Origin of the sequence: Hyalangium minutum (assembly GCF_000737315.1) — a bacterium.
GTDB classification, from domain to species: Bacteria; Myxococcota; Myxococcia; order Myxococcales; family Myxococcaceae; genus Hyalangium; species Hyalangium minutum.
Genome location: NZ_JMCB01000006.1, coordinates 838,017 through 864,276 on the forward strand (window position 1 = coordinate 838,017; position 26,260 = coordinate 864,276).

The 26,260-nt window shown below is 68.3% G+C and carries 19 protein-coding genes; 10 read left to right on the forward strand and 9 right to left on the reverse strand.

Features of this window, described 5'->3' with window-relative positions; translation table 11 throughout:
- The first annotated feature begins 107 nt into the window (after positions 1-107).
- On the forward strand, positions 108-1,763 hold the full coding sequence (locus tag DB31_RS18940) for a sigma 54-interacting transcriptional regulator (protein WP_044189516.1): 1,656 nt from the start codon (positions 108-110) through the stop codon (positions 1,761-1,763).
- Positions 1,764-2,153: 390 nt separating this feature from the next.
- Here DB31_RS18940 and DB31_RS18945 read toward each other — a convergent pair whose 3' ends face one another.
- Together DB31_RS18945 and amrS are read right to left on the reverse strand one after the other, a co-directional pair.
- Positions 2,154-5,666 (reverse strand): protein kinase domain-containing protein, encoded by a 3,513-nt coding sequence (locus DB31_RS18945; RefSeq protein ID WP_240486757.1) that lies wholly within the window; start codon positions 5,664-5,666, stop codon positions 2,154-2,156.
- Positions 5,667-5,785: 119 nt separating this feature from the next.
- A complete protein-coding gene (gene amrS, locus DB31_RS18950) occupies positions 5,786-6,868 on the reverse strand; it encodes an AmmeMemoRadiSam system radical SAM enzyme (protein ID WP_044189518.1) in 1,083 nt (360 codons plus the stop codon).
- 125 nt (positions 6,869-6,993) lie between these two features.
- Here amrS and DB31_RS51265 point away from each other — a divergent pair, with 125 nt between their 5' ends.
- Positions 6,994-8,256, forward strand: a complete 1,263-nt coding sequence (locus DB31_RS51265; protein WP_044189520.1) for a cytochrome P450 — start codon at positions 6,994-6,996, stop codon at positions 8,254-8,256.
- Between the two features lie 15 nt (positions 8,257-8,271).
- Here DB31_RS51265 and DB31_RS18960 read toward each other — a convergent pair whose 3' ends face one another.
- A complete protein-coding gene (locus tag DB31_RS18960) occupies positions 8,272-8,913 on the reverse strand; it encodes a hypothetical protein (protein ID WP_044189522.1) in 642 nt (213 codons plus the stop codon).
- Positions 8,914-9,144: 231 nt separating this feature from the next.
- Between DB31_RS18960 and DB31_RS18965 the strand changes: the two genes are divergently transcribed.
- From DB31_RS18965 to DB31_RS44910, 4 genes are all read left to right on the forward strand, one after another.
- Positions 9,145-10,140: an SDR family NAD(P)-dependent oxidoreductase gene (locus tag DB31_RS18965; RefSeq protein ID WP_044189524.1), complete on the forward strand. Its 996-nt coding sequence runs from the start codon at positions 9,145-9,147 to the stop codon at positions 10,138-10,140.
- Between the two features lie 115 nt (positions 10,141-10,255).
- Positions 10,256-11,542, forward strand: coding sequence for a carbon-nitrogen hydrolase family protein (locus DB31_RS18970; RefSeq protein ID WP_044189526.1), 1,287 nt, complete (start codon positions 10,256-10,258; stop codon positions 11,540-11,542).
- Positions 11,543-11,574: 32 nt separating this feature from the next.
- Positions 11,575-12,225, forward strand: coding sequence for a MarR family transcriptional regulator (locus DB31_RS18975; RefSeq protein WP_044189529.1), 651 nt, complete (start codon positions 11,575-11,577; stop codon positions 12,223-12,225).
- Between the two features lie 4 nt (positions 12,226-12,229).
- The gene (locus DB31_RS44910) at positions 12,230-17,326 is read left to right on the forward strand and encodes a KGGVGR-motif variant AAA ATPase (protein WP_052420082.1); all 5,097 of its coding nucleotides are present in this window, start codon (positions 12,230-12,232) and stop codon (positions 17,324-17,326) included.
- Between the two features lie 40 nt (positions 17,327-17,366).
- Here DB31_RS44910 and DB31_RS18985 read toward each other — a convergent pair whose 3' ends face one another.
- From DB31_RS18985 to DB31_RS19010, 6 genes are all read right to left on the reverse strand, one after another.
- Complete coding sequence (locus tag DB31_RS18985) at positions 17,367-19,160, reverse strand: glycoside hydrolase family 15 protein (protein ID WP_044189531.1); 1,794 nt, start codon at positions 19,158-19,160, stop codon at positions 17,367-17,369.
- A 20-nt stretch (positions 19,161-19,180) separates the two neighbouring features.
- Complete coding sequence (locus DB31_RS18990; protein ID WP_157232054.1) at positions 19,181-19,729, reverse strand: hypothetical protein; 549 nt, start codon at positions 19,727-19,729, stop codon at positions 19,181-19,183.
- A complete protein-coding gene (locus DB31_RS18995; protein WP_044189535.1) occupies positions 19,726-20,061 on the reverse strand; it encodes an SPW repeat domain-containing protein in 336 nt (111 codons plus the stop codon). Before DB31_RS18995 ends, DB31_RS18990 begins: the two co-directional genes overlap by 4 nt.
- 104 nt (positions 20,062-20,165) lie before the next feature.
- A complete protein-coding gene (locus DB31_RS19000) occupies positions 20,166-21,101 on the reverse strand; it encodes a proline dehydrogenase family protein (RefSeq protein WP_044189537.1) in 936 nt (311 codons plus the stop codon).
- 28 nt (positions 21,102-21,129) lie between these two features.
- Positions 21,130-21,990 carry an alpha/beta fold hydrolase gene (locus DB31_RS19005; RefSeq protein WP_044189539.1) on the reverse strand — a complete coding sequence of 287 codons (861 nt, stop codon included), beginning with the start codon at positions 21,988-21,990 and terminating at the stop codon, positions 21,130-21,132.
- Positions 21,983-22,705 (reverse strand): lysophospholipid acyltransferase family protein, encoded by a 723-nt coding sequence (locus tag DB31_RS19010; protein ID WP_044189543.1) that lies wholly within the window; start codon positions 22,703-22,705, stop codon positions 21,983-21,985. The genes DB31_RS19005 and DB31_RS19010 overlap by 8 nt, the downstream gene beginning before the upstream one ends.
- A gap of 142 nt (positions 22,706-22,847) precedes the next feature.
- On the opposite strand from DB31_RS19010, the gene DB31_RS19015 reads away from it, so the two are divergent.
- From DB31_RS19015 to DB31_RS19030, 4 genes are all read left to right on the forward strand, one after another.
- Complete coding sequence (locus tag DB31_RS19015; RefSeq protein WP_075306078.1) at positions 22,848-23,345, forward strand: hemerythrin domain-containing protein; 498 nt, start codon at positions 22,848-22,850, stop codon at positions 23,343-23,345.
- Between the two features lie 135 nt (positions 23,346-23,480).
- Entirely contained in the window at positions 23,481-23,987 is a 507-nt protein-coding gene (locus DB31_RS19020; protein ID WP_044189546.1) for a hypothetical protein, read from the forward strand.
- Positions 23,988-24,159: 172 nt separating this feature from the next.
- Entirely contained in the window at positions 24,160-25,026 is an 867-nt protein-coding gene (locus DB31_RS19025; RefSeq protein WP_044189548.1) for a tryptophan 2,3-dioxygenase, read from the forward strand.
- A 60-nt stretch (positions 25,027-25,086) separates the two neighbouring features.
- Positions 25,087-26,196, forward strand: a complete 1,110-nt coding sequence (locus DB31_RS19030) for a hypothetical protein (RefSeq protein WP_240486758.1) — start codon at positions 25,087-25,089, stop codon at positions 26,194-26,196.
- The last annotated feature ends 64 nt before the right edge of the window (positions 26,197-26,260 follow it).

Here is a 26,260-nt window from a genome sequence, read left to right on the forward strand (position 1 = left end):
AGAGTTCGCGAACAGGCTCTGTCGGATTCCAACGCGCGCGCGCTTCGACACCTTTGTCCGGTACAGTGCCAGCCAGGGGACGGTAGCCAGCCGGAGCGGATCTTTCCATGAGCGAGGGAAGCTTTGCCGATGCCTCCACCATCGGCATCAAGAAGCGGAACAGCAGCGAGCCGGTGGCCCGGCTGGTTCCGGCGCTGACCCTCGTCTCCCACCCCATGGCCCACCGGGTGGGCGAGCGGCTGCTGATGGAGGGCGTGCTGTCGGGCCGGCCCGTGGAGCTGTCCCGGAATGCGCCGGACTTCCAGCGCCCGGACGCGGTGCTCGGCACGCCCCTGGCGGATCCGTTCCTGAGCCGCAAGCCGGTGGTGTTCTCGCAGGGCTCCGGGGGCGGCGTCCGGCTGGCGCCTGGGGATGGCATCAAGGTGGCGCTGGCGGGCGAGCCGCTGCGCGAGCCGTGGGAGTTCTCGCCCGAGGAGCTGTCGGTAGGCGTGGTGCTCGAGCTGGCCGAGCGCGTGGTGGTGCTGCTGCACTGGGCGGACCCTTCCACGCGCACGGCGGTGGATGCGCTGGGCATGGTGGGCACCAGCGCGGGCATCGAGCAGGTGCGCCACCACATTGAACAGGTGGCGGACCTGAACGTGCCGGTGCTCGTGCGCGGGGAGACGGGCTCGGGCAAGGAGCTGATCGCCCGAGGCATCCACCAGCGCAGCCAGCGCCGCGACCAGGCCTTCGTGAGCGTGAACATGGGCGCCATTCCCAAGGAGCTGGCGCCCGCGGAGCTGTTCGGCGCGACGAAGGGCGCCTTCACGGGCTCGGTGAAGGACCGCGAGGGCTTCTTCGGGGCCGCGCATGACGGCTCGCTCTTCCTGGACGAGGTGGGCGAGGCGCCGCCCGAGGTGCAGGTCATGCTGCTCCGGGTGCTGGAGACGGGCGAAATCTTCCCAGTGGGCGAGCGCACGCCGGTGAAGGTGGACGTGCGGCTCATCGCGGCGACGGACGCGCAGCTGGAGCAGCAAATCCAGGACGGGCGCTTCAAGGCGCCGCTGCTGCACCGCCTTGCGGGCTACGAGATTCGCGTGCCTCCACTGCGGGAGCGGCGCGAGGACATTGGCCTGCTCTTCCACCACTTCGCGCGCGAGGAGCTGGAGGCCATTGGCGAGGCGTGGCGGCTGAAGCCGGAGGACGCCTCCACCGAGCCCTGGCTGCCCGCGCCGCTGGCCTCGCGGCTGGTGCGCTTCGGGTGGCCCGGCAACATCCGCCAGCTTCGCAACATCACGCGCCAGCTCATCATCGGCAGCCGGGGGCACCCCCGGCTGCGGCTGGACCCCCGGCTGGAGAAGGAGCTGGATTCGTCCCTGCAGCCCCGGCCTGGGCGCCCTGTCGCGCCCGCGGCGCCAGACGTGCGAGTGGAGGCGAAGCCTCCCACCGCCGCCGCGAAGCCGCCGGCCGAGCCCAAGTCCTCCGCCGCCCGCCGCAAGGCCTCGGACATCTCCGAGACGGAGCTGCTCGCCGCGCTCCGGGGGTGCGCGTGGGATTTGAAGGCCGCCGCGGACCGGCTCGGCGTTCCCCGCTCCTCCATCTATGACTTGATCGACAAGAGCCCCCACATCCGCACCGCCGGAGACTTGTCCGTGGAGGAAATCACCCGCTGCTTTCAGGAGTGCACGGGGGACCTGGACGCCATGGCGCAGCGCCTCGAGGTCTCCAAGCGGGCCCTGGGCCGCCGCATCAAAGAGCTGGGGCTCGGCTCGGGCGAGAGCTGATCCACCGGGTCGCCGCTGTGTCGGACGCCCGTCCGACGTGTCGGGCAGGCCGTCCGACGTGTCGAACGGCGCGAGAAGGGCCCTGTTTTATACCAGACAACCCTGACAGAGCGGCAAAAAAGGCCGTACTTCCGGGTATTTGGGCGTGGCACCGCGATTGCTGTAGCCTGCCGCACACAATCTCTAACGGCAGGGGGAAGCACCATGGCGGACAAGAACGACAACACGACGCAGACGGGTGACACGAGCGGCTCGGGCACCACCACCTCGAGTGCGGGTGGCACGAGCAAGGGCGGCGAGGTTCCTGTCGTTCCGGGCTAGGGCTTCCAGCGCCGGTTCACGCGGGAGGACTCGCGCGGCCGGCGCCTGCTGAAGGTTGCAGTCAGGCAGTCATTGGTTGGAAGCGTGCTCTGCACGCAGCCTCAGCGCCTCTGGGTGCTTGGGGCAGGACTTGAGCACTTCTTCCACCAAGGCGAGGCCGCGTTCCAGCTGGGGGGCTGGGACGCGGCCCGCTTTCTTTTCCGCCAAGGCCCACGCGAGGTGCAGTGAGGCGGACGCCAGGCGCGTGTCGTGCTGCGAGGGATCCAACTGCAGGGCCTGCTCGAAGTCCTTGGCCGCCTCCGCGAAGTCTTCCACTCGGGACTGAGCCTTTCGCGCCTTCCACTGCAACTGCAGCGCGTGGGTTTCTCCCAGGTAGCCCCAGGCCTCGGAGGCCCGGGGGTTGTGGCGCAGCGCCTCGCGCAGCTCCCTCTCGGAGCGCTGCAGGGTGGCGCTCGGGTCGCGGCCCCGCGCCAGCTCGTACTCCGCCAGCGTCCGCAGCGCCCTGCCCAGGTTCGTCCGGGGGAGGAAGTCACCCGGGGATTGCTGGAGCGCCTTCTCGAAGGAGGCCACCGCCTCGCGCACGTTGGGGGCAGGGTCCTCGCCGCGGGCGCCTCGGTACAGGGCGCGCAGGGCGTGCACCTGGCCCAGGTTGTTGTAGCTGTGGGCCTGCTTGCGGGCCAGCTCCAGGGCTCGCTCGAAGGCGGCCTGGGCCTCGTCGAGCAGCGGCAGCGGATCCCCTCCGTGCTTCAAGCGCTGCTCGGCCTGGTTGAGCAGCACCGTGCCCACGCCGGACTGCAGGTGCTGGCTGCGCCCGTTGACGGTGAGCCCCCGCTGATAGATTTCCAGCGCTTGCGCCAACAGGGTCTGCGAATCATCCAAGCACTGGTGCCGGTCCGCCAGCTGCTCCAGGGCGTCTCCGGCGTTGAAGTACGTGACCCAGTTCTTGGGGTTGAGCTCGATGGCCCGGCGGCTCGCCTCCCAGGATTGCTTGAGGTCCTCTTCGGGGCGTGAGGGCGTGCCCTGCGTGCCTTCGGGGCTGTCTGCGGGCTGCAAGGCCCGGTTGAGGTAGGCCCGGCCCAGGTTGGTCCACGCATCCGCCAGCCGCGGATCCAGCCGCGTGGCTTGCTGGAGCGCCTCGATGGCCTGGTTGCGGTGCGCGTCCGCGCGGATGCCGACGTCGTCCTCGCAGGCGCTCCAGAGCGAGAAGATGGAGCCCAGGATGGTGTGGAATTCGTAGTCACGGTCCGCCGGGGGGATGGCCTGTAGGGCCTGCTCGGCCTGGCGCAGCGACTCGAAGGGGTCCTGGCCGCGGTTGCGGCGGAAGCGCGCGAGCTGCTGGAAGGTGCGAGCCAGCTCCAGCTGCACCTCCCGGGCGGGGTGCCCCCGCTGGAGCGCCATGCGCGCCGCTTCCATGGCCGCGGTGAGGTTGGCCTCGGCGTCCTCGAAGCTGTTGTTCTGGCTCTCGGCGAGCCGGCGGTGGAAGCGCGCCTTCAGCATCAACGGCATGGGCTCCTCCGGCGCGGCCTGGAGCGCGCGTGTGACGGCCGCCATGCCTCGGGTGAAGGCGGGGAGCACGTCGCCCTCGCTGTAGACTTCGACGATCATCGCGTTGGCCTCGAGCTTGGCCAGGGCCTGGTGGACAGCGGGCACGCTCTCGCCAATGGCGGCGGCGGCGGCGTAGGCGCGGCGGCCCGCCTCGAAGTCGGCGCGAGCGCCCTCGAGGTCTCCCTGCTTCAGGTTCCAGCGCCGCATGGCCCGGGCCTGGAGGATGTCGCCGCGCAGCTGGGGCGCCTCGTAGAACCAGGGCAGGCGGTTGCCCATGGCGTCCAGCCGCGCCAGGGCGGCGTCGAAGTCGTCCTCATAGAAAGCAATGAGGGCGGCCACGTATTCGGAAGAGGGCACATCCGCGCCCTGGCTGCGGCGCAGCCAGTCCAGCGCTGGGTCCCGGTAGCGGGCCTGGATGTCGCGCCGGCGCTCTTCGATGCTGCGCAGGCGCTCGGCCTCCAGCAGCTCGTCCTGGTAGCGGCGGCCGAGCACGATCGCGAGCGCGTAGGCCACGCGCGGATCCTTGAAGCCGCTCTGCCACGCAAGCTCCAGGTGCGTGCGCGCGGCGTCCTCGTCTCCGAGCGCCAGAGCGCCGCGCGCCAGGGCGTAGTGGCCCGGGCCCACTGCCAGCGCTCCGGCCTCGCGGATCTGCCCCTCCAGCTCGGCCATGCGGTCGCGGATCTTCTGGCGGTCCTCGCGCGTGTCGTGGAGCGGAGACAGGCCCGAGTAGCGGGCCAGGGCTTCAATGTGTTCGACTTTCTCGGTGAAGCTGCGGGCGAGCTGCTCGCGGCGGGTGGCCTGCGAGTGGGTGTAGAGGGCCGAGCCCAGCGCGAGCGTGACGGCCAGCAGGGCGGCGGCGGCCACGCTCACCACGAGCCGGTGCTTGAGCGCCTTCTTGCGCAGCCGGTACCAGAGGCCGGTGGAGCGGGCCTGCACGGGCTCGCCGGCGAGGAAGCGGTCCAGGTCCTCAATGAGCGCGCGCGCCGAGTCGTAGCGGGCGGAGCGGTCCTTCTCCAGACACTTGAGGACGATGGCCTCGAGGTCCGTGGGGACGTTGGGGTTCAGGGTGCGCGGAGGGGTGGGCTCCACGGTGGCGATGTTGTTGAGCACCTCGAGCCCATTGGCGCCGGGGATGGCCTGGTGGCCGGTGAGCAGGAAGTAGAGCGTGGCGCCGAGGCTGTAGACGTCCGCGCGTCGATCCAAGCCCTCCACCTGGCCGCGGGCCTGCTCGGGGGCCATGTAGTGCGGCGTTCCCACCGCGGAGCCCGAGCTGATGCTCTCCTTCTCGCTCCAGTCATGTGCGAGACCGAAGTCCATGACGAAGGGCTTGAGGCGCCCATCGTCCGTGCGCTCCACGAGGATGTTGGAGGGCTTCAAGTCCCGGTGGATGAGGCCGGCGCGGTGGGCGGCGTGGACGCCCTCGGAGGCCTCGCGCAGCACGAGCACCTGCTGCTCCACGGTGAGCTTGAGCTCGCTGGCGAGCCGGTCCAGGGGGAGCCCGTCCACGAACTGCATGGCGATGTAGGGCTTGCCTTGAACCTCGCCCACCTCGTGGACCTGGCAGACGCGCTCGTGCTCCACGCGGGCCTGGGCGCGGGCCTCGGACATGAGGCGGCGCACGAGCACCTCGTCATCGCCGCGCACGAACTTGAGGGCGACGTTGCGGCGCAGGCTCCGGTCATACGCGAGGAAGACGCGGCCCATGCCGCCCTGGCCGAGGAAGCGCACGCCCTCGTAGCGCTCCCAGCCGGGGACGGGGAACTGCGGGTCGGCCTTGTCGCGATCCGCCAGCGTGAGGGCGGGGCCCAGCGTCTCGGCGCCGCCGGTGCCCGCCGCGCGGGGGACAAAGGTCTCGTCTACGTCTGCCTTGCGCAGCTCGGCGAGGGACTCATCCGAGAGGAGGCCGCGCGCCTGGAGGAGGGCGAGGGGGCCCTTGCCGGAGCGGAGGGACTCCTCGCGCAGCGGCTCCACCTCCTCGCGCGTGATGAGGCCCTCGGCCAGGGCCATGCGCAGCTCGGCCTCAAGGTCATCGTGCATCAGGGCGGGCTCCGAGGGTGGGCTCGGGGAGGGGGGCGCGAGAGGGGACACACGCCCAGCCAGGTCGGCGGGGCAGGGCGTGAGCTATTGTAGATTCACCCGAGGCGCAAGCGGGAGGGTCATACCCTCGAGGCCTGGATGCGCACGGGGATGCGCCGGCGTCCGAACGCGCCCGGAGCCGTGTCGAAGCGGCCGGGCACCCGAGCCCCGCAGTCCGGGCACTTGCCATCGGCCGTCACCCGGTACTCGAGAAGCTGGTACCAGTCGCGGACGATGAGCGAGGCCCCGCAGCCGCCGCACGAGGTGGTGTCCCCTTCGATGTCATGCACGTTGCCGGTGTAGACGTGGTGCAGCCCTGCCCGCTTGGCAATCTGCCGGGCGCGCGTCAGGGTCGCGGGCGGAGTGGGGGGCACATCCATCATCTTGAAGTCCGGGTGGAAGGCCGAGAAGTGCACTGGCACGTCCGGACCCAGCTTGGAGACGACCCACTCGGACAGCTGCGACAGCTCCGCGTCCGAGTCGTTCTGACCCGGGATGAGCAGCGTCGTGATTTCGAACCACACGCGCGTCTCGTGCTTCAAGTACTCCAGCGTCTCCAGGATGGGCTGCAGCTTGGAGAAGGTAACGCGGTGGTAGAAGTCCTCCGTGAAGGCCTTCAGGTCCACGTTGGCCGCGTCCATCTTCGCGTAGAAGTCACGCCGGGGCTCGGCGTGCATGTAGCCCGCAGTCACTGCCACGGTCTGGATACCCCGCGCGTGGCAGGCGTCCGCCACGTCCATGGCGTACTCGGCGAAGATGACCGGGTCGTTGTAGGTGAACGCCACGCTCTTGCAGCCCAGGCGCTGGGCCTCTTGGGCGATGGCCTCGGGCGAGGCCTGATCCATGAGCCGGTCCTGCTCGCGGGACTTGGAGATGTCCCAGTTTTGGCAGAAGCGGCATCCCAGGTTGCACCCCGCCGTGCCGAACGAGAGCACGCTGCTGCCTGGGTAGAAGTGGTTGAGCGGCTTCTTCTCGATGGGGTCCACGCAGAACCCGGACGAGCGCCCATACGTGGTGAGCACCATCTGGTCCCCCGCCCGCTGGCGCACGAAGCAGAAGCCCCGCTGGCCCTCGTTCAGCTTGCAGTCGCGAGGACACAGGTCGCACTGGATGCGCCCGTCCTCGAGCCGGTGCCACCACCGTCCTGGATATTCGAGGCTCATGATCGGCTCGTTCCCCCCCAAACCCAATCCATATCGGAGCCTGGACCCTGGCGCACGGGCTTGGCGGGTCCCCTGCGCACGGGCCGTGCCTCCGGCTGGACCCCCGGGGAGCGTAGACTGCGCGCATGTCCAAGACCGACACGCGCTCCGCCGACCCGTGCCCGCACCTGGGCCGCGAGTACAACCACTTCGCCGGTCCCCACCTCCAGAACCCAGCACCGTTCTTCGAGCGGCTCCGGAAGGAGGCGCCCGTCACCTTCAACCCCATGCTGGGCATGTGGCTGATCAGCCGCTACGACGACATCGCCGCGGTGCTGAACAACGCCTCCGCCTACTCCTCGGCGAGCGCGGTCGCCTCCACGGAGAAGCTGACACCCGAGGCCCAGGCCATCCTCGGGCCCGGCCCCATCATCCACGACAGCCCACTCAACATGGATCCGCCGGCCCACACCCGGCTCAAGCGCCTGCTGCAGCGCGGGTTCACGCCCGCGAAGATCGCCCGCCTGGAGCCGCGCATCCGGCAGTTCGCCAACGCGCTCATCGACAGCTTCATCCACGAGGGCCGGGTCAACCTCGTGGAGCGCTTCGCCTCGCCGCTGCCGGTGCAGGTCATCCTGAGCATGGTGGGCGTGCCGCAGGAGGACATGGAGCGAGTGAAGAACTGGTCCACCGCGCTGTTCGGGCTCGTGTTCGCCCAGATTCCTCCCGAGCTGCAGCCCACCCTGGCGCGCGGCGTGGTCGAGTACCGGCACTACTGCACCCAGCTCATCGAACAGCGGCGGCGCCAGCCCCAGGAGGACCTCACGAGCGACCTCATCGCCGCCGAGCCCGATGGTGAGGCGCTGACGATGGACGAGCTCATCTCGCTCATCGGCGGCTCGCTGCTCGCGGCAGGCCATGAGACGACGACGGCGCAGATTGCGTTGTCCGTGAAGAACCTGCTGGAGCAGCCGGAGCGCTGGCAGAGGCTGCGCGAGGACCGCTCGCTCATCCCCAAGGCCGTGGAGGAGTGCATGAGGCTGGAGGGCGTGGCACCCGGCATGACGCGCACGGCCCTCCAGGACGTGGTGGTGGGCGGGGTGTCCTTGCCCAAGGGCTCGCGCCTGCTGCTGCTCTACGGCTCCGCCAACCACGACGAGGCGCACTACCCGGATCCGGAGCGCTTCGACCTGGAGCGCGAGGGCCCGCAGCACCTCACCTTCGGCCGCGGCATCCACTTCTGTCTGGGCGCGCAGCTGGCCCGGCTGGAGCTTCGCGTCGCGCTCGAGCAGCTCCTGGAGCGCATCCCCGAGCTGCGCCTCGTCCCGGGCCAGGACTCCGGGTACCAGCAGGACCTGCTGATCCTCCGAGCCATCCGCCAGCTCCAGGTGGAGTGGCCCGTCCGCTGAGCCCTCGCCCGAGGTTCAGGCGCCGTACGAGGGGAGGAGCAGATCCCGCCGCCACTCGCTGAGCCGGTAGTACTCTTCCTCGGGCCACGTGCCCAGGTGCACCATGACGATGCCTCCGTCCGAGGCCGTCAGGCTCGCATCCACGTGGACGCTCGGCTCCACCACGGTGTCCGGCGGATCCACGTAGCCCTCCTGGTGCTCCAGCTCCAGGGAGGTGAGCCGCGCGCCTGGGAACTCGGCGAGGCAGGCCCCGAGGAACTCGTGCGGGGCACGGTACGGCGGCGGCGCGCCGATGTGCATGCCCCACGGATCCATCAGGCGCAGCTGCGTGGTGGTGCGCACCCAGGCCAGCGTGGCTCGCTCGTGCATGGCGCCCACGTGATCCACCGCCTGGGCATGGCGCATGCCGTCCTGGCCGCGCATGTGCAGGGTGTAGTGAGGGCGATCTCCCGGCCACCACCAGCTCAGCTCGAAGCGATCGCCCGGCCCTGACTCGTCGGGAGGAAAGAGCGCCTCCAGGTGCAGCAGGAATTGCTCCTCGGAGAGGCTCAGCCGGTGCTCGCGCAGGGAGTGCCAGTCCGTGCGGGCGAAATGAACCACCCGTGCGCGGTAGGCACGCGGGTCCAGACTCAGAAGGTCTACCCAGTCGTCACTCATCGGGCATCCCCAGCCTACTCCTTCAGCCTGAAGAAGTGTTCGCCTGAAGAAGGGCGCCTCGGAAACGGCCCCTGACAAAGGCTGACCAGCAGGGGGGGACGAAAGGCGAAGGAAGGCACGTCCTGGAGGCTCGTCGAGGAGGCGGGCAGCCGAGCCGTCGGTGAGGGCCACACTGTTTCCGGCTGCGCTCGCGCCCCATCCTGGTGTGTGGACGAGCCAGGTGGAGGCGGAATGGGGCGCGAGGAGCTGCGGGGCAAGGTCGCCATCGTCACGGGGGCTTCCAGCGGTGTGGGCTGGCAGAGCGCGGTGCGCTTGGCGGAGCAGGGCGTGCGGCTGTGCGTCACCGCCCGGCGTCTCGAGGCGCTCGAGAACCTTCAGGCCCAGGTGCTGCGACAGGGCGGCGAGTGCCTGGTGGCGCCGGGAGACGTGACGGTGCAGCAGGACGTGGACCGCGTGGTGCGCGCCTGCATCGAGTTCTACGGCCGGGTGGATCTGCTGGTGAACGTGGCGGCGGTGCAGTCGTACGGGTTCTTCGATGACCTGCCGTGGGAGCACCTGGAGCGCACCTTTGACGTGAATTGCTTCGGGTACATGCGCTTCGCGCGTGCGGTGCTGCCGCACTTCCGAGCCCAGCGCAGCGGCCACGTCCTCAATGTCCAGTCCATGCTCTCCAAGGGCGGCGCGCCGCTGCTGGCCTCGTACGCGGCGTCCAAGCACGCCACGCTCGGCTGGGCGGAGTGCCTGGAGCTGGAGCTGCGCGGCACGGGCATCCACGTCTCCAATGTGCTGGTGCCCTCGGTGGCCACGCCGATGTTCGATCACGCGCCCACCCAGTTCCACCTGGCGCCGATGCCGGTGCCGCCCACCTATGAGCCAGACGTGGCGGCGCGCGCGGTGGTGAGGTGCGCCCGGCGGCCGGGGCGGACCGTGGTGCCCGTGTTCCTCCAGGGCAGGCTCATCCTCTGGATGGACCGGTGGGTGCCGCGGGTGGGCAAGTGGCTGCTAGGAAACTTCGGCGTGCGGATGCAGATGCGCGAGAAGCCCGTGGAGCGGACCGAGGGCAACCTCTTCCACCCGGTGCGGCAGGGCGTGGGGCCTCACGGCAGCGTGCCGCCCACGCCTCGGTGGAAGCGCTTCACGGCCACCGCGGGCCTTGTGGCGCTGGCCGGTGGAGCGCTCAGCGGCGTGGCGCTCGGGGCCCGAGGGCTGGCGCGGGCCGTGCGGTGAGAACCTGAGAGGTCGCAGGGGGGCGGAGTGCTCAGGAGGGTTGAGTCTCCTCCGCAGATGCGCGAGAAGTCTGCTGTCGGGGCGTGACCCCTGAACGAGCAGGACCTCGGCCTCCATGACGCTCCGGGAAACCATCGAGTATGCACGCGGGCTGTTCGTGAAGCTCTGGGCCGAGCTCTGGAAGGACCATCCCCGGTTCCAGGAACTGGAGCGGGAGTTTCGCCTCAATAAGGCGATCGGGACCGAAGCGCAGGTCCTCAAACTGCTCGACGAGGGGAAGAAACCGCCGGAGGAGTGGAACGGCCTGGTGCGGCTGCGTGCGCTGGATGAGTTCCTGGCCGAGAACTCGGGGAGCCGGGCCACAGGAGTGGACACCCTGCTCTCGACGCTCGTGCAGTTGGAGGACGGAGAGCGCTACCACCTCTACCGGCGCCCTCAGGGGATGAGGAAGGGCCACCTCGAAGGGAAGGTGGGGCACCTCCGCAACTGGGCGAGGCATCACTGGGTCATCCCCGCGAACTTGAGCCGCTATCACGTCGAGATCCGGAAGCCAGGCGATTACCTCTCCCGGAAGCTCGCCGACCTCTACAAGCGGGGAGAGCGCCTCCGGGTTGCCATCTGCCACTTCGAGGACGGAGTGGGGCTATCGCGGGTGAAACCGCATCCTCCGTCGTGGCGAGTGGAGAGCCTCACGGATCCGGAGGCCCGCTGGCAGACCCTGAAAGGCTTCCTGGAACAGGCGCGATTCGCAGGAGCCCACGTGTTGGTGCTCCCGGAGCTCACGGTGACACCCGCGCTGCGGGAACGGGTCCAGCAGTGGCTGGAGGAGCACTTCGGCGAGCATGAGATGCTGATGGTGCTCCCTGGAAGCTTTCATGAGGCGGACAGTGAGGACCCGGACAAGGTCTTCAACCGGGCGGAGCTGTTGGACGCCTATGGGCACCCCGTCCTAGAGCATCTCAAGCTCCTGCCTTTCGGCGGGCTTGGCGAACAGGGAGCCGAGGACATCCACACCGGGAAGTGGATCCGGCTGATGGGACTGCCGCTCGGCATGCTGGCGATGCCCATCTGCCTGGACTTCTGCGAAGCAGACGGGCCGATGCCTGAAGTCTGGAAGAACATCGGTCCCGAGTGGGTGCTGGTCCCCGCCTTGGGGGATGCTACCAGCCTCAGGGCGCATGCCCGGGCGGCCGCACAGCTCTACACCACGCGCGGCAGCGTCACCGTGCTGGCCAACCAGCCCAAGACTGAAGGGGAGAAGGCTCCTGGCTTCGTCTACCAGGGTCAGAAGCGCGACAGTGCGGAGAAGGCGGATGAGCCTGTGCCCTGCTTCCAGGTGGTGGAAGTGGACATCCGCTTGGATTTCCAGGGGAACAAGCAGGCACCGGGAGCGGTAAACTAGAGTAAACCCCTGGAGTTCACTAAGGTTTACTCATGCCGCTTGAGCTGGAGACTGTCGCTCCCGAGGACTTGGCGTTCCATGCCTCGCTGGCCGAGATGTTGGAGGCCATCCGCAGCCGCGAGCAGTGGAGCGAGCGCATGGCCGAAGTCCTGGAGTACGCCTACTGCGAGCGGCTCCTCAAGCTGGTGCGGACGGGAGCACCGCTAGAGCAGCTCCGCGAACTGAACGAGCACTTGGCTCATGTCGTCCATCCCCGACGGCGCGCCCAGCTCGACAGCCTGGGCAAGCCCTACTTCGCGCGCTGGTCCATGCTGCGCGCGCTATTGGAGATGCGCATCGAGTCGCTGCGCAGTGAAGTCCCCTCCCAGGTGCTCAACCGGAAGCACGTCCGGGAAATCCTGGAGCGCGTCCAGCGAGAGGGGGAGGTGACGCAGCAGTTCATCGGCGAGACGTTCGCGCTCGAGAAAGCCAACCTGTCCCGGATCCTGGCGCTCATGGAGGCCAACGAGCTCATCGACAAGGTGGCTCGGGGCAATGGCAACACCATCGTCCTGGGAGTCAGGGGGCGGGAGTTGATGCCACCGAAGGAGACTGCCGTGCCACGGGCCCCCGCGCCCGTGAAACACGCGCGGCGTGGAGCCTCGTACCTCAACCCCGAAGCGGCCGATGGCACCTTCCACTAGGACCATGACGGCACACGTCTCGACCTTCTACAGCTTCAAGGGGGGTGTGGGGCGGACCCTGTTGCTGGCCAACGTGGGCGTGGCCCTCGCGCGCGGCCATCAGCGAGTCCTCTTGTGGGACCTGGATCTGGAAGCGCCAGGGATGCACCACATCGAAGGACTGAAGCCGCGCAAGCCCGTGGCCCAGGGTTTCCTGCGGTGGCTGATGGAGTGGCAGCAGGCGGAAGCCGCCGCCGCCGCCCCCGTCCCCCTCGAGGGGCACCTGTTGGAGTCCTTTCTGGCCCTGCCGTACGCAGTGCCAGAGGTCCCCGGCTTGTTCGTCCTGCCCGCGTATGGGGAGCGCGAGAACTTCACGGGCCTCTACCAGCAGATCGACTGGCACAAGTTCACCGTGGAGTCTCCCGAGCGAGGCGTCGCGCTCTTTCAGCAGCTCCTGGACGGGCTCACGGGGCGGCTGGGGTATGGCCACATCCTGCTGGACTCACGGACGGGCATCACCGATCTGGGAGGCCTGCTCACGGCGGTGCTGCCGCATGCGACGGTGCTGGTGGGCAACTACTCGGCCCAGAACACGGCGGGGCTGCTGAACGTCTATCGCGCGCTGCAGCCGGCGGTGGCCGGGAAGATGCCCGAGCGGAGATATGGGAAGTTGCGGCGTCTGCTGGTGGCCTCGCCGGTGCCGCTCCTGGAGACGAAGCAGGCGCTGGAGGCGCGCCGTGCCGTCTGGAACAGCCAGTTCGAGACGCCACCGGACGAGACCCGTGTGGAGATCCCCTTCGTGGAGCGGTTGCTCTTTGGAGAGGAGCTGCTGGTCGAGACGGCTCCCCAATCGCCCACGGCCCGGGCCTATCAGGAGGTGGCCGCGAGGCTCAGCGAACTCCGAGAGGAGCGCATCCAGGAGGAGGAGGCCGCCAACCTGGGGGATCAGCTCTACCCGGAGCGCGCGCGGATGCGGCGGATGAGCGGGCTGGAGGGATTCTTCGACGCGGGCCCCTCCTTCGAGCAGCGGGTGGAGAAGCTGCTCCGGCTCCTGGGCTACACGGTGACTCGGCTTGAGCCGCAGGACAGTGGAGCGGATCTCCAGGCCCAGCGTAAGAGCGGCCTCCTGCAGGAGCGGTACCGGGTCGTCTGCAAGGAGATACGGCGGCCCCTCTCGCTGATTGAGGCGCAATCGCTCGTGAAGCTGCTCCAGCCCACGGGCGAGCGATCCTCCGAGAATGCACTGATGGTGGTGGCGTCCGGCTTCTCCACCGCGGCCATCGAGTTCCTGCAGGAAGCGCGGGTGCTGGCCTTCACCTTGAAGGACCTGGAGCGGGAGCTCTTCGACTTCAAGCCGTACCTGTCGCGGCTTCGCAGGAGCTACGAGGAGAGCACGCTGGCGCGCACCTACGTCCCTCCAAAGCTGAAGTCCCTGGAGGTGCAGGGACGGGAAGCGGAGGCGCTGGCACGAGGCAAGGCGTGGGCTCGCGGGGAGAGTGCCCGGCTGTGGCTGGTGGTGGGAGAGGCCGGGACGGGGAAGACGAGCTTCATCCAACGGCTCGCCTATGAGCTGGCGGCTGCCGCCGAGAAGGATTCTGACAGCCCCGTTCCTGTCACCATCCCCCTCAAGGACTTTGGGGGAGCCGTCTCCCTGGAGGGAATGCTGCAGGAACACATGGCCGCACGCGTGGGCTGGCGGGGAGATCCCGCGGTCCTGCTTCACCTGCTCTCCGTGGGGAGAATCGTTCTGCTCCTGGATGGGCTGGACGAGCTGGGTGTCACGGAGCCCTCGCTCCTGGAGGAGCAGCTCCGCCAGCTCGCGAGGCCGACCGCCTCCGAGCCCGAGGAGCCGCGGGGTAACCGCGTTCTCATCACGAGTCGAGCGCAGCACTTCCGGGACGAGCGCAGCGCGGGGCTCCCGGCGCGCGTCTCCCCGTTGAACACTGCGCTTGGGTCCGTGGCTCTGGCGCTCGGCGCGGAGGTGGATGAGCTGGCCGGGTGGGATCGGCAACAACTGCGAGAGTTCCTCGTCCGATCCCTCGGACAGGAGAAGGCGGCACAATGGGATGCACTGCTTGCCCGGATCGAGGCACGGCCTGAGCTGACCTCCCGGCCGATGCTGGTGGAGATGCTTCTGCCCGTGGCCTCGGAGCTCTCTTCTTACAAGGGCGAGTTGTCTCTCGGGGCTTTGTTTCAGCTCTTCATCCGCCACGTGCTGAAGAGCCAGGGCCCGCTTGCACGGATGCGGCTAGGACGCTTCTTAGAGCGGTTGGCGCACGAGGCGCGGAGGGACCCGCGAGGCCGGATCCACATCACCAAGATGATCCGCCTGATAGGTGTGCCGCTCAGGAGTACGGCGCGTCAGGAGGCCTCCAGGCTGGAGCCGGAGCTGAGCGCGCTGCCCTTCCTGACGCGGGAGCTGGGCGAGTACTACCAGTTCAAGTTCAAGCTCTTCGAGGAGTTCTTCTATGCGCGGCATCTGTGGAACGCGGCGCACCGACAGAGGCTGGCGCATGCGCTGGATGCGCCCCCGCTGACGTCCGACGGAGCCGTCTTCCTGGTGGATCTCGCCGCCAGCGAGGACGTGGAGGTGCTTCGATCGGGTGTCAGGCAGGTGCTGTCCGGTAGCTATTCGCCTCGGATCAGTGAGAACGCGCTCCGCCTCGCGTACGAGTGGAGCTGTGGCACGGCGGGAGGCGCCAATCAAAGCAGCCAGCAAGAGATGCGCTGGTTCATGCCCCCGCAGGCGCACCTGGAAGGAGCGGACCTCCGCGGAGCCCGGTTGGCTTGGGCGTGGCTCGAAGGGGCCCGGCTCGTGGAGACTCGCCTGGACGGTGCGGACCTGACGGCGGCGAACCTTCGCGGAGTCGAGGGCCACAGGCTTCAAGCGCGTGTCAGCATCCTGGACGGAGCGGACTTGGGTCGCGCTCAGCTCCGGGAGGCAGACTTCTCGGGCAGTACGGCGTTCCACCACGCTCCGCTCCTCGAGGGGACGGATCTGCGCGGGGCCCGGCTCAAGGGCACAGCGTGGAGGATGCCCGCGCTGAGTGGGGAGCTCCCTCCCAGTAGAGAGCTGAGGCTGGCACGCTGGGGCAGCCGTCACGTGGACGGCGGGAGCGAGGTGCTCCTCGAGCCCGCCTTGCCAGGCTCGGTGAGTGAGCTGGCGGTCTCTTCGGATGGAACCCTGTTCGTGACCTGCGGAGGCCAGCACCCTGTCTTGTGGGACCTGGCCTCGGGGCGCCCATTGGTCACGTTCGTGGGCCACGCGGCGTGCGTGAACAGTGTCGTGTTCGCTCCCAGCGGGAAGCTCCTCGCCTCGGCTTCGGATGATGGGACAGTGGGTGTGTGGGATGTCTCCACGGGAGCGCTTCTGCGGAGCCTTCGAGGCCATCAAGCCCCGCTATGGCAGGTCGCGTTCTCACCCGATGGGGGCCTCCTCGCATCTTGTTCGGTCGATGGGACAGCGCGTCTGTGGAATCCCAACACGGGAGAGCCTGTGTCGGTCATCTCCGCTCACGCTGAGAAAGTGTGGAGTGTGGCCTTCTCACCGGACGGTGAGCTGCTCGCGACAGGTTCGGAGGACCAGTCGATCCGCATCTGGCGGGTGGCGAGTGGAGCTCCAGTTCGTACGTTGGAGGGGCACACGAAGGCGGTCCGATCGCTTGTGTTCAACCCACGGGTCCCTCATCAGCTCATCAGCGGGTCCGGGGACTCGACGGTGAAGATCTGGGACCTGCAGGAAGACACGCCCCCCAGAGAGCTGCTGGCCGAGGATGCCAATGTGATGCGCCTCGCGTGTAACGGGGTGAACGTGGCGGCCATCACCCTCCAGAGCGAGGTCCTCGTATGGGACGCGGCCTCGGGGACTCAGGTGGGCAGCGTGTATGGAGGGGGATTGGGGTTTGGGCTGGCGTTCGTGCCGGGAGAAGAAGGGCAGGTCGCTGTCGCCGCGAATCAAGGCATCTGGCTCGAGCGCCCAGCGGCTCCAGAGTCACGGGTGCAGCGGGTTCGCGGAGCGGCGGGCGTCTGCGTGAGCTTCCTGCCGGGAGGGCGGGTGGTGCTGGGGGGAGAAGCGGGAGGGGCGAGGGTCTGGGATACACGCACCGGGGCATCCCCCATGATGTTGCCCACGGCACAAGACGTGGTGGCGTCGCTCGCCGTGTCTCCCGATGCAACGGAGCTCTACACCTTCTCGACGGACGGAGTCATCCGGCTCTGGGACATCGAGGCGGGCAGACTGCTGAAGGTGGTGGAGAAGCTCGAGGATGTGGGCCGCCTCGCCCTCTCGCCTGACGGCGGGCGCTTGGCGCGGACAGACGGGCGTTCAGTCAGAATCTGGGACGTGCGCGCACCTCGCCCCAAAGCTCGCTTCGAGCTCAGTGGACTGGAGAGTTCCATCTGGGGGATCGCCTTCTCTCCGGACGGTCAGATCCTTGCTACGGCTTCCGCGGACAAGCTCGTGAGGCTCTGGGACGGCCACACCGGCACGGCGATCCGCTCCTTGGAGGGGCACACGGAGGACGTGTACGCCTTGGCTTTCTCTCCCAAGGCTTCGCTGCTGGCCAGTGTCGGCGGTGAAAAGACGGTCCGGGTATGGGACGTCGAGAAGGGAGAGGCTGCCTTCACCTTGGAAGGCCATGAAGATGGCCCCGTCAGCGCTGTCGCGTTCTCGCCCGATGGGAACCTGCTCATGAGCGGTGCATGGGACTTCACGGTCCGGGTCTGGAGCGTCCGGGAGCGAAAACAAGTGGCCGTGCTCGAAGGTCACGAGGGGGTTCTTGTCGGCGTGGCCTTCTCACCGGAAGGCGATCGCGTGGTGACGATCACCATGGGAGGGAGTGCGCGGCTCTGGGACACCCGGACATGGCGGCTCCTGGCCACCTTCGTTTGGCTGGAGCCGGGCTGGGCCACGCTTGCGGGCTCCTATGCCCTCACTTCTCCAGAGGCGGACACCGGCAGGATCGCGGTCCGGGCCGGTGCGCTGCTGGCGCCACTGACGCTCTTCAAGGACCAATGCCTCCGTCCGGAGCTTGTCCAGGCTGTCTTGGCGGGGCAGCCGGTCGAACCCCTGAAGCTCGAGCTTGGCATGGCGAGCCGGGGACTTCACCCGCGCGATCCCTAAGCGAGGAGCTGGCGTTACCCCCAGCTCGGCCGGGACGTGCTCAGCCCCGGAGGCGCTCGTGTCCCGCGCTGCAGCCCGTGCGCAAGAAGTTCTGCGCGGTGGTGATCAGCGCGAGGTGGCTGAAGGCCTGAGGGAAGTTGCCCACCAGCCGGTGGGACTCCACGTCGTACTCTTCGGACAGCAGCCCCACGTCGTTGCACAGCCCCAGCAACCGCTCGAAGAGCTCGCAGGCCTCCTGGTGGCGGCCGAGCAGCGCCTGGTTGTTCGCCAGCCAGAACGAGCACGCCAGGAACACGCCCTCGCCCGCGGGGAATCCGTCCTTCGTGCGGTCCGAGTCGTAGCGGTACACGAGGCCCTCGTGGAGCAGCTCGCGCTCGATGGCCTCCACCGTGCCTCGCACGCGGGGATCCTCCGGGGGCAAGAAGCCCACCAGCGGGATCATCAACAGGCTCGCGTCCAGCTCCCGCGAGCCATAGGCCTGCACGAAGGTGTTGAGCTTCGGATCAAAGCCCTTCTCGCACACCTGCGCGTGGATGCGGGAGCGCAGGGCGCGCCACTCGTCCAGCGGAGCCTCCAGGTGGTAGTCCTCGGCGCTCCTGAGCGCCTGGTCCACCGCCACCCATGCCATGATCTTCGAGTGCGTGAACTGCTGCCGTCCGCCCCGGATCTCCCAGATCCCCTCGTCTGGCAGCTCCCAGGACCGCTCGATGAAGCGCAGCAGGTGCCGCTGCAGATCCCACACCTCCTGCTCCGAGGGCAGACCGGCAACGCGGGCCTGGTGGAGGCAGGCCATCACCTCGCCGAAGATATCGAGCTGGAGCTGCTTCACCGCGTCGTTGCCGATGCGGACCGGATGGGAGTTCGCATAGCCCGGCAGCCAGGGCAGCACGGACTCCGGGAAGCGGCGCTCGCCCGCGACGCCGTACATGATCTGCAGCTCCTCGGGCTCTCCGGCCACGGCGCGCAGCAGCCAGTCGCGCCAGGAGCGGGCCTCCTCGGTGTAGCCGGCCCGCAGCAGCGTCACCAGCGTGAGCGTGGCGTCGCGCAGCCAGCAATAGCGGTAGTCCCAGTTGCGCACGCCGCCCAGGTTCTCGGGGAGCGAGGTGGTGGGCGCGGCGACGATGCCCCCGGTCGGCGAGTACGTGAGGGCCTTCAAGGTGATGAGCGAGCGCAGCACCTGCTCGCGCCAGGGCCCCTGGTAGGTGCAGCGGTCCGACCACTCGCGCCACCAGGAGCACGTTCCCTCCAGGGCGGTGAAGGCCTCCACGGAGCGGGGCTGGCGCTGGTGGGAGGGGAACCAGGTGAGGATGATGGGGATCTGCTCGTGCTCGGCCACGGTGAAGTCCGAGAAGACGTGGCCGTTCTCCACGTGCATGGGCATGCGGGTGCGCAGCAGCGTGGCATCCGGGCCGGCCTTGGCGGAGACGCAGCAGAAGGTGGAGCGGATCCACGGGCTGCGATTGCCGTAGCCGAAGCGGGGCGAGGCCTCCATGTGGACGGGGACCCGGCCGCTCATGCCGCGGACGATGCGGACGATGTCCGGCGCCTCGTTGCGCGGCGGCATGAAGTCGATGAGGCGCACGGTGCCCTCGGCCGTCTCGAAGTCCGTCTCGAGCACGAGGGTGCCGGGCACGTAGCGGCGCCGCACCGAGCGCACGGGGATGGAGGGGGCGATGCACCAGCGGCCATGGCGCTCGTCGCCCAGCAGCGCCGCGAAGCAGGCATCCGAGTCGAAGCGGGGCCAGCACAGCCAGTCGATGGAGCCATTCGTCCCGACGAGTGCCGCGCTGTAGGTGTCGCCAATCAGGGCATAGGCTTCGAGGGGCAGCGCCATGTCTGAAAACTAGAGAGCCCTCACGTGGAAGGCGGGAGAGGCGCGGAGTCCTGCCGCTCTCCGGGAGAGTGCCCCAGGGCGTGCTCAGCTCCTGGAGCCGTGAGCGGACGGGCGGCCGGCAAGGAATGGGAGGCGCGAGGGAGCGCCCACTCCGTCACGAGCCCGAAGAGGCACGTCTGTGCCAGGAGGAAAGCGCGCTCGGCGCGCGTCCAGGTGCGAGGCGGAGCCGTGACGTGGAGGGCGGGAAAGGAGAGGTGCTCGAAAGTCAGAACCCCCGCGCCCAGCAGCAGGCCCCTCAGGAGCGGAGAGGGGGGCAACCTCTCCCGGAGCCGGGCCCAGATGAGGCCGAGCACCGGGCCATAGGTGAAGCGCATGCCCAGGCTCCAGGCGAGGGCTCTGCGCGGAGGCACGGTGCGGCGAGTCACCCGGTGCACGAGCTGGGCCGCGAGGCGGCGCGCGGAATAAGGAGGCGCGTGCCCCAGGGCGGCGTTGCGCAGCACGGCAAAGCCACCGAGGGCCAGGGTGCCCACGGCGCCAGCAGTCGCGCCTCGAAGCAGGGGAGCGCTCATGTCTTGATGAGGCGGCGGAAGCCACGGACCGTGGGCTGCGCCGTGGGCGCCAGCGACGCGCAGATGATCAGCGCCCCGAGGACGATGTCATGCGCGGTGGGGAGCGCGTCACCGCCATAGCCGAGCAGGTTCGGCGCGAGCAGGAGCCACCCACCGAGCGCCACGTTCACGAAGCGCAGCGGGGGAGCGGACGAGGCCAGCAGGGACACGATGGCGACCGCCAGGCCCACCATGGCCGAGTTGAGGCGGGCCACCGGCTGGACGTAGTTGAAGACGAGGGGGGCGATGAAGAGCCAGACCCCCAGGACGAAGCTGAGCCAGCGAGTCCACATGTGACAGACCTCCTCGACAGCCGTCACACCCAAGGTGGGCAGTGCCCCGCGCCACCCGCAAGACGAGGAGGCGAGGAGCGGGCGCTCGGCATGCCGCTCGCTCCCTATCCCTTCATGAGGTTCTTCACGACGAACCACAAGTTGGCAGGGCGCTCGGCGAGCCGTCGCATGAAGTACGGGTACCAGAACCGCCCGTACGGCACGTAGATGCGCACCGGAAAGCCCGCCTTCGCCAGACGCACCTGCAAGTCCCGGCGGATGCCATACAGCATCTGAAACTCGAAGGCAGACTTCGGCAGCCGCTGTTTCGCCGCGTGGTCCAGCGTGGCGTCGATCATCCGCTCATCGTGCGTGGCGATACCGTGGTACACGCCGCTGTCGAGCAGCACGCGCATCACCCGGACGAAGTGGGCGTCCACGTCCTTCTTGTCCTGGTACGCCACCTCCGGGCCCTCCAGGTACGCGCCCTTGCACAGGCGGATGCGCACGCGCTCGGCGCACAGGGCCCGTGCGTCCGTCTCCGTGCGCCGCAGGTAGCTCTGCAGCACCGCGCCCACCCGCTCCTCCCCGAATTCGGAGTGAAGCTGGCGCACCGTGTCGAGCGTGGCCTGTGTCACCGCGCTCTGCTCCATGTCCACCCGCACGAAGGAGCCGCGCGCCGCCGCCTCCTTGACGATGGTCCGGGCGTTCTTCAGCGCCAGCGCCGGGTCGAACAGCAGCCCGCACTGCGTCAGCTTCAGAGACACATTGGCCTTCACCTCGAGGGCGTCCACGCGCGCCAGGAGCCGGCGGTACTCGCGCACCTCCTCCTGGGTCTCCGCCTCGTTGCGCACCGCTTCATTGAGGTGGTCGAAGCTGGCCATCAGCCCCTGGGCGTTGAGCTCCTTCACCGCCTCCACGGCCTCTTCCAGCGTCTCCCCGGCGATGAAGCGGCGGGCCAGCTCGCGCAGGGGACCGACACGTGTAGCGACCTCTTTCAAGCCGTCGCGGCGAGAGAGGAACAGCAGGGCAGAGCGGGACAGAGTCGTGGCAGCAGTCATGTTTGATAAATGAATCAGGCGTCAGGTCTCAGGACAGGTGTTGCAGCAGGAAGTCACCGGCAAAGGCATTGAAGGATTGCGCGTGGCTCATGTACGGCAGGTGGCTGGCCTTGCGGAGCACCTCCAGCCGAGCGCCGGGGATGCGGCGGGCCACGTCCCTCGCGTAGCGGAGCGGCACCAGGTGGTCTCTCGCGCCATGGATGAGCAGCGTGGGCACCTTCACCTGCTCCAGCGCGCCCAGGAAGTCCGCGTCCAGCACGTCCCGCAGCCGGCGCAGCAGCTCCATCGGAGAGATGCGGCGCGCCTCGCGGACGATCTCCGCGCGGCCCTCGGGGGGCAGCTCTCTGCCTCCGAGCACCCGCGCCACCGTGGGCGCGAAGAGATAGGCGAAGGGCTTGGGCATGCGCACCAGCGTGGAGAGGCTCAGCGCCCAGCGCCGCACGCGGTGCACGCTGGCCACCGGTGACACCAGGACCAGCGCCTTCACGCGCTCCGGGTAGGCCAGCGTGAACGCCAGGGCCACGAGGCTGCCAAAGGACGAGCCCAGCAGCGCGAAGCGCTCGGGCAGCCGCGCGTCCGGGTGCGCCAGCGACGCCACGTTCCACTGCAGCGGCGTGTGCGTCATCGGCGTGCGCAGCGTGGGCGTCCACAGCTGGAGCCGCAGCTCCTCGGCCAGCGGCGCCATGGGCGCGAAGGAGCGTCCCGAGGCCCCCAGCCCTGGCAGGCACACCACGGTGCGCGAGACATCCTCACTGCCGCCCGGGAAGGTGAAGAGGCGCACCGGCGCCCCTCGCACCCTGCGCTCCTCGAGCGCGAGCTCATAGCCCGGCTGAATCTCTTCAGGCTCCGGGACGAACCGGGGCCGTGCGGAGCTCGTGGCCTCAAGCATGACACGCTCGCAGCAAGAGCCTGCGCACGCTGGCGGCCACCAAGTCCCTGAAGTCCTGCAGGCGGTGCTCGGGCGCATTCTCGGGCGGCGGCTCGTGCGGCTCGCCCACCGCGAAGGTGATGCGCACCGGCAGCGGCAATGGCCCCAAGCCCATCACCACCGGCATGCGGTACTTCTCCTGCTCGGAGATGCGCACGCACCAGCGCTCCTCGTCCGAGGGATAGAAGAAGGTGTCATCCACGCCAAAGCCCGCAAACGGGACGATGGGCACCCCGGCCCGCGCCGCCAGCCGCACGAAGCCCAGCGTCCGCTCCCAGCGCAGCGTGTAGCGCCCCTCCGAGCGCTTGAAGGTCTCCCAGGCACCCCCGGGGTAGCAGACCACCAGGTGCCCCTGGCGCAGCGACTCGAGCGCATTCTCCCGCGTGCCCTCCACGCCGCCCAGCCAGGGCAGCACCGTGCGGATCAGCGGGATGCGGAAGAAGCCGCGCTCGGCCAGCCCCAGCGGATAGCGGCCCGTGGCCTGGTGGAGCAGATGGAAGAAGGCCGGCGTCTCGTAGCCCCAGACGCCATGGTTGCCCACCAGGAGGACCGGTCCCCGGGAAGGGAGGTGCTCGGCACCCAACAGCCGGGCGCGGTGGTAGAGGGCCGACGCCCTGGCGCCCACCTCGGCCAGACGGAACACAGCGCGACGCGCGGTGGTGAACAAGGTCTCCACGGGGAAGGAACATGGGGATGGAGGCTCAAGCTGGCAGCCCGTCCCTCCTTCGAATGAACCAGGCAGCCGGCCGGGCCCTCCTCTCCCGGCCCCCGGCGCCTTCAAGTTGTCCCCCAAGACAGGGATGCCGATGGTTGCCCTCATGGGACCCTTCGACATCCTCACGGAGCAACACCGGGAGCTGGAGGAGCGCCTCTCGGCGCTCGACGCCGAGATGGATTCAGGCGAGGCCGAGACCCAAAGAGAGCGCTTTCAAGCCCTGGCGGACGCGCTCCGGGTACACGCGCGGTTGGAGGAGCGCTACCTCTATCCTGTGATGGCCCGGGTCGAGGGCCGTGTCCGGGCCCGCGAGGAGGCCGAGGATCATCTGACCCTGCGCGAGCTCATCGAAGAGCTCGAGGAGCTCTCTCCGGGAGAGGACGAGTGGTGGGCTCGCTTCACCGCGCTGGAAGATTTGCTCGTGGCCCATGTTCAGGAAGAAGAGGCGGAGATCTTCCCCCGCCTCACCTCCGCTCTGGATCAGGAGGAGCAGACCGAACTGAGTCACTCCTTTCTCATGTTGAGAGAGGAACTCGCCCTCAGTCCGAGGACCGTGTCGGGCAGCGAGCGATTGTTCGAAGAGCCGCGATGGGACAGCTAGCATCGCGAAACAAAATTTTTGTAAAGAGAATCGACAATCTCTCTCTTGAGAAGTATTGAGGGCTTTCCCAAGCGTCCCCACGCTTGATTCAAGCATCACGCACACATTTCCACATATCAGAGAGGTACCCCTAGAATGTCTGTCGACAAAGCGTTTCGCGAGATGATTCGCAATGAGATCGAGGTCCAGCTCAAGCCGCTGCGCGCAGTGATTTCGCGGATCGAGGCGGGGACAGCGGATCTGGAGTCCCTGCGCAGCGTGGCGGAGCGGCTGGCCCCGGTGGCGGCGGCCATGGCGCCGCTGTTTGGCGCGCAGGTCGCGAAGCCTGGCAAGCGTGGCCCTGGGCGTCCGGCGAAGGTCGCCGCCCCCGCCCCCGTCGTGACGGGTGGCAAGCGCCGGGGCCGCAAGCCCTCGGCCGGTGGCGCCAGTGAGTGCGCTATCATTGGTTGTGGTTCGCCCAGCCGCACCAAGGGCTATTGCGCGGCGCACTACCAGAAGCTGCGCATGCTGACGAAGACGAACCGCCGTCCGGACAGCTGGGTGGACTACGCCAAGCCCAACAGCGTCGAGGATCTGAAGCTGCCTCGCGGCCGTGCCGCTGCCAAGGCGCTGGCTCAGGCCAAAGAGGGCAGCTCTACCTGATACGTCTGTCGTAAGACATGAAACGTTGAGACAGTCCGTTTCTGGACTCAACCTCACCTCCGGCCCGGGGTGAGAGGTCCGGGACTGGGGGGCTTGTCTCAAGGTTTTCCAAGGCCGGGGATGCCACGGGGGAATACTCCGAGGCCCCCGGCCTTCGTGTTATGCCTTGCCCATGAGCAAGCGTGACATGGAGCCAGGCATCCTCACCGAGCTGGCGGGCCATACCACTTATGGAGAGTACCTGCAGCTGGACCGGGTGCTGGCCGCCCAGGTGCCGCGCTCCCAGCCGCCTCACCATGATGAGATGCTCTTCATCATCCAGCATCAGACGAGCGAGCTGTGGATGAAGCTGCTCATCCATGAGCTGACGGCCTGCATCCGCTATGTGCAGTCGGACAAGCTGGAGCCCTCGTTCAAGATTTTCGCGCGCGTGGGCCACATCCAGCGCATGCTCTTCGAGCAGTGGAGCGTGCTGGAGACGCTCACGCCCAATGAGTACCTGGAGTTCCGTGGCGCGCTGGGCGCGGCCTCGGGCTTCCAGAGCTTCCAGTACCACGCGGTGGAGATGCTGCTGGGCATGAAGGAGGCCAAGGTGCTGGGCCCCTTCAAGCACGTGCCCACCCAGTACGCGGAGCTGGAGCGGCTCTTGGAGTCTCCCAGCCTGTATGACGAGTTCCTCCGCCACCTGGCCCGCATGGGCCACCCCATCCCCGCGGACCACGCGCAGCGCGACTGGCGCCTGCCCTACGAGAAGAGCGAGGCGGTGGTGGAGGTGTTCCGCCGCATCTACGAGGACACCGAGAAGCACTGGGATGCGTATGAGATGTGCGAGAAGCTGGTGGACACCGAGGAGCGCTTTCAGCTCTGGCGCTACCGCCACATGATGACGGTGATGCGCATCATCGGCTTCAAGCACGGCACGGGCGGCTCCTCGGGCGTGCCCTTCCTGCGCCGGGCCCTGGAGACGCGCTTCTTCCCGGAGCTGTGGGATGTGCGCACCGAGCTGTCGCCCCACCATCCCCGGCGGCCCCACAGCTAAGACAGACACCCCTTCATGGTGAGTAGGGTTGCAGGCGCCCTACCCTGCAAGCGTTTGGATATGTCCCTGATCCTCGAGAAGGCCACCGCGCTGTGCTACCGCCTGTATGACATCGCGGACGAGATAGACTTGGAGAAGGCTCGCCGGGTGCTCGCCCAGGATGCGCGGCGCCTGAAGCTCTCGCGCGAGAACAGCCAGTTCATCCAGCTGCCCAACCCTCCCGTGGCCTATGAGCTGGGCCGGCGCGTGCTCGCCCTGCGCGGCGGACCCGTCACGGTGGATGCCACCGCGCGTCTGTTCGACCATGGCGCCGTCTCCATCATCCTCGCCGTCCCCATCCCCGAGGGCACCACCTTCCCGCAGCTCACCGGCCTGGCCGACGAGTTCTATGACAGCCAGGCGGTGGAGGCGCTCACCGGCGAGCTGCTCGAGGGTGTGCGCAAGACGATTGCCCCCGCCGTCCGCGAGCGGAGCGTCTGGGACCAGAACGAGAGCTACACCGTCCTCTTCGTCGAGCGCATCCGCGGCAATCCCTCCGCCGATGAGATTTTCGCGGGCGCGGAGCTGGCCCGCTTGCTGCTGGGTGAGGTGGACTCCAAGCCCCTGTCCCGCGGCGAGAGCGAGGCCATTGCCCAGTACCGCTTCAGCTACTCGGCCGAGGACCTGGTCGTCATCGACTGGAACAGCGCCTTTGTTTATGAGCCCTCGGGCTCGCGCGACATTCCAGACCTGCTCGAGATCGCCAACGCGCAGCTCCTGGAGTTCCGCTTTTACGACGAGGTGCTGGATGGGCACATCGCCCGCATTCACGACGAGGTGCAGGCCCGGAAGCATGGCCTGCTCTCGCTCTTCCGCAGCCCGTACCGGGACTTGGTGCGCGACGCGCTCTCCACCCTGGTGGATCTCAACGAGTTCATCGAGCGGGTGGAGAACAGCCTGAAGATCATTGGAGATTTCTACCTGGCCAAGGTCTACGAGGCGTCGGTGAGGAGGCTGCGCATCCCCGCCTGGCAGGCCTCTGTTACCCGCAAGCACCACCTGCTGGAGCAGACGTATGGGCTGCTCAAGGGGGAGGTGGACACGGCGCGCTCCCTCACGCTGGAGACGACCATTGTCGCACTCATCGTTTTAGAAATTGCCTTGGCATTTCTGAGGGTTTTCGAGCACTGAGGCCTGAACTTCCGGCCAGCGCTTCCATTTATCAGTCAACGCCTCACCAGAAGGACTCGGCAAG

Excerpts from the sequence above, each read along its gene's own strand:
- DB31_RS51265 (WP_044189520.1), top strand. The coding sequence starts at position 6,994 with ATGTCCAAGACCGACACGCGCTCCGCCGACCCGTGCCCGCACCTGGGC.
- DB31_RS18990 (WP_157232054.1), bottom strand. The coding sequence starts at position 19,729 with ATGAGCGCTCCCCTGCTTCGAGGCGCGACTGCTGGCGCCGTGGGCACC.
- DB31_RS19025 (WP_044189548.1), top strand. The coding sequence starts at position 24,160 with ATGAGCAAGCGTGACATGGAGCCAGGCATCCTCACCGAGCTGGCGGGC.
- DB31_RS18945 (WP_240486757.1), bottom strand. The coding sequence starts at position 5,666 with ATGCACGATGACCTTGAGGCCGAGCTGCGCATGGCCCTGGCCGAGGGC.
- DB31_RS18985 (WP_044189531.1), bottom strand. The coding sequence starts at position 19,160 with ATGGCGCTGCCCCTCGAAGCCTATGCCCTGATTGGCGACACCTACAGC.
- DB31_RS18965 (WP_044189524.1), top strand. The coding sequence starts at position 9,145 with ATGGGGCGCGAGGAGCTGCGGGGCAAGGTCGCCATCGTCACGGGGGCT.
- DB31_RS18940 (WP_044189516.1), top strand. The coding sequence starts at position 108 with ATGAGCGAGGGAAGCTTTGCCGATGCCTCCACCATCGGCATCAAGAAG.
- DB31_RS44910 (WP_052420082.1), top strand. The coding sequence starts at position 12,230 with ATGACGGCACACGTCTCGACCTTCTACAGCTTCAAGGGGGGTGTGGGG.
- DB31_RS19005 (WP_044189539.1), bottom strand. The coding sequence starts at position 21,990 with ATGCTTGAGGCCACGAGCTCCGCACGGCCCCGGTTCGTCCCGGAGCCT.
- DB31_RS18995 (WP_044189535.1), bottom strand. The coding sequence starts at position 20,061 with ATGTGGACTCGCTGGCTCAGCTTCGTCCTGGGGGTCTGGCTCTTCATC.
- DB31_RS19030 (WP_240486758.1), top strand. The coding sequence starts at position 25,087 with ATGTCCCTGATCCTCGAGAAGGCCACCGCGCTGTGCTACCGCCTGTAT.
- DB31_RS19020 (WP_044189546.1), top strand. The coding sequence starts at position 23,481 with ATGTCTGTCGACAAAGCGTTTCGCGAGATGATTCGCAATGAGATCGAG.
- DB31_RS18960 (WP_044189522.1), bottom strand. The coding sequence starts at position 8,913 with ATGAGTGACGACTGGGTAGACCTTCTGAGTCTGGACCCGCGTGCCTAC.
- DB31_RS19000 (WP_044189537.1), bottom strand. The coding sequence starts at position 21,101 with ATGACTGCTGCCACGACTCTGTCCCGCTCTGCCCTGCTGTTCCTCTCT.
- DB31_RS18975 (WP_044189529.1), top strand. The coding sequence starts at position 11,575 with ATGCCGCTTGAGCTGGAGACTGTCGCTCCCGAGGACTTGGCGTTCCAT.
- DB31_RS19015 (WP_075306078.1), top strand. The coding sequence starts at position 22,848 with ATGGGACCCTTCGACATCCTCACGGAGCAACACCGGGAGCTGGAGGAG.
- amrS (WP_044189518.1), bottom strand. The coding sequence starts at position 6,868 with ATGAGCCTCGAATATCCAGGACGGTGGTGGCACCGGCTCGAGGACGGG.
- DB31_RS18970 (WP_044189526.1), top strand. The coding sequence starts at position 10,256 with ATGACGCTCCGGGAAACCATCGAGTATGCACGCGGGCTGTTCGTGAAG.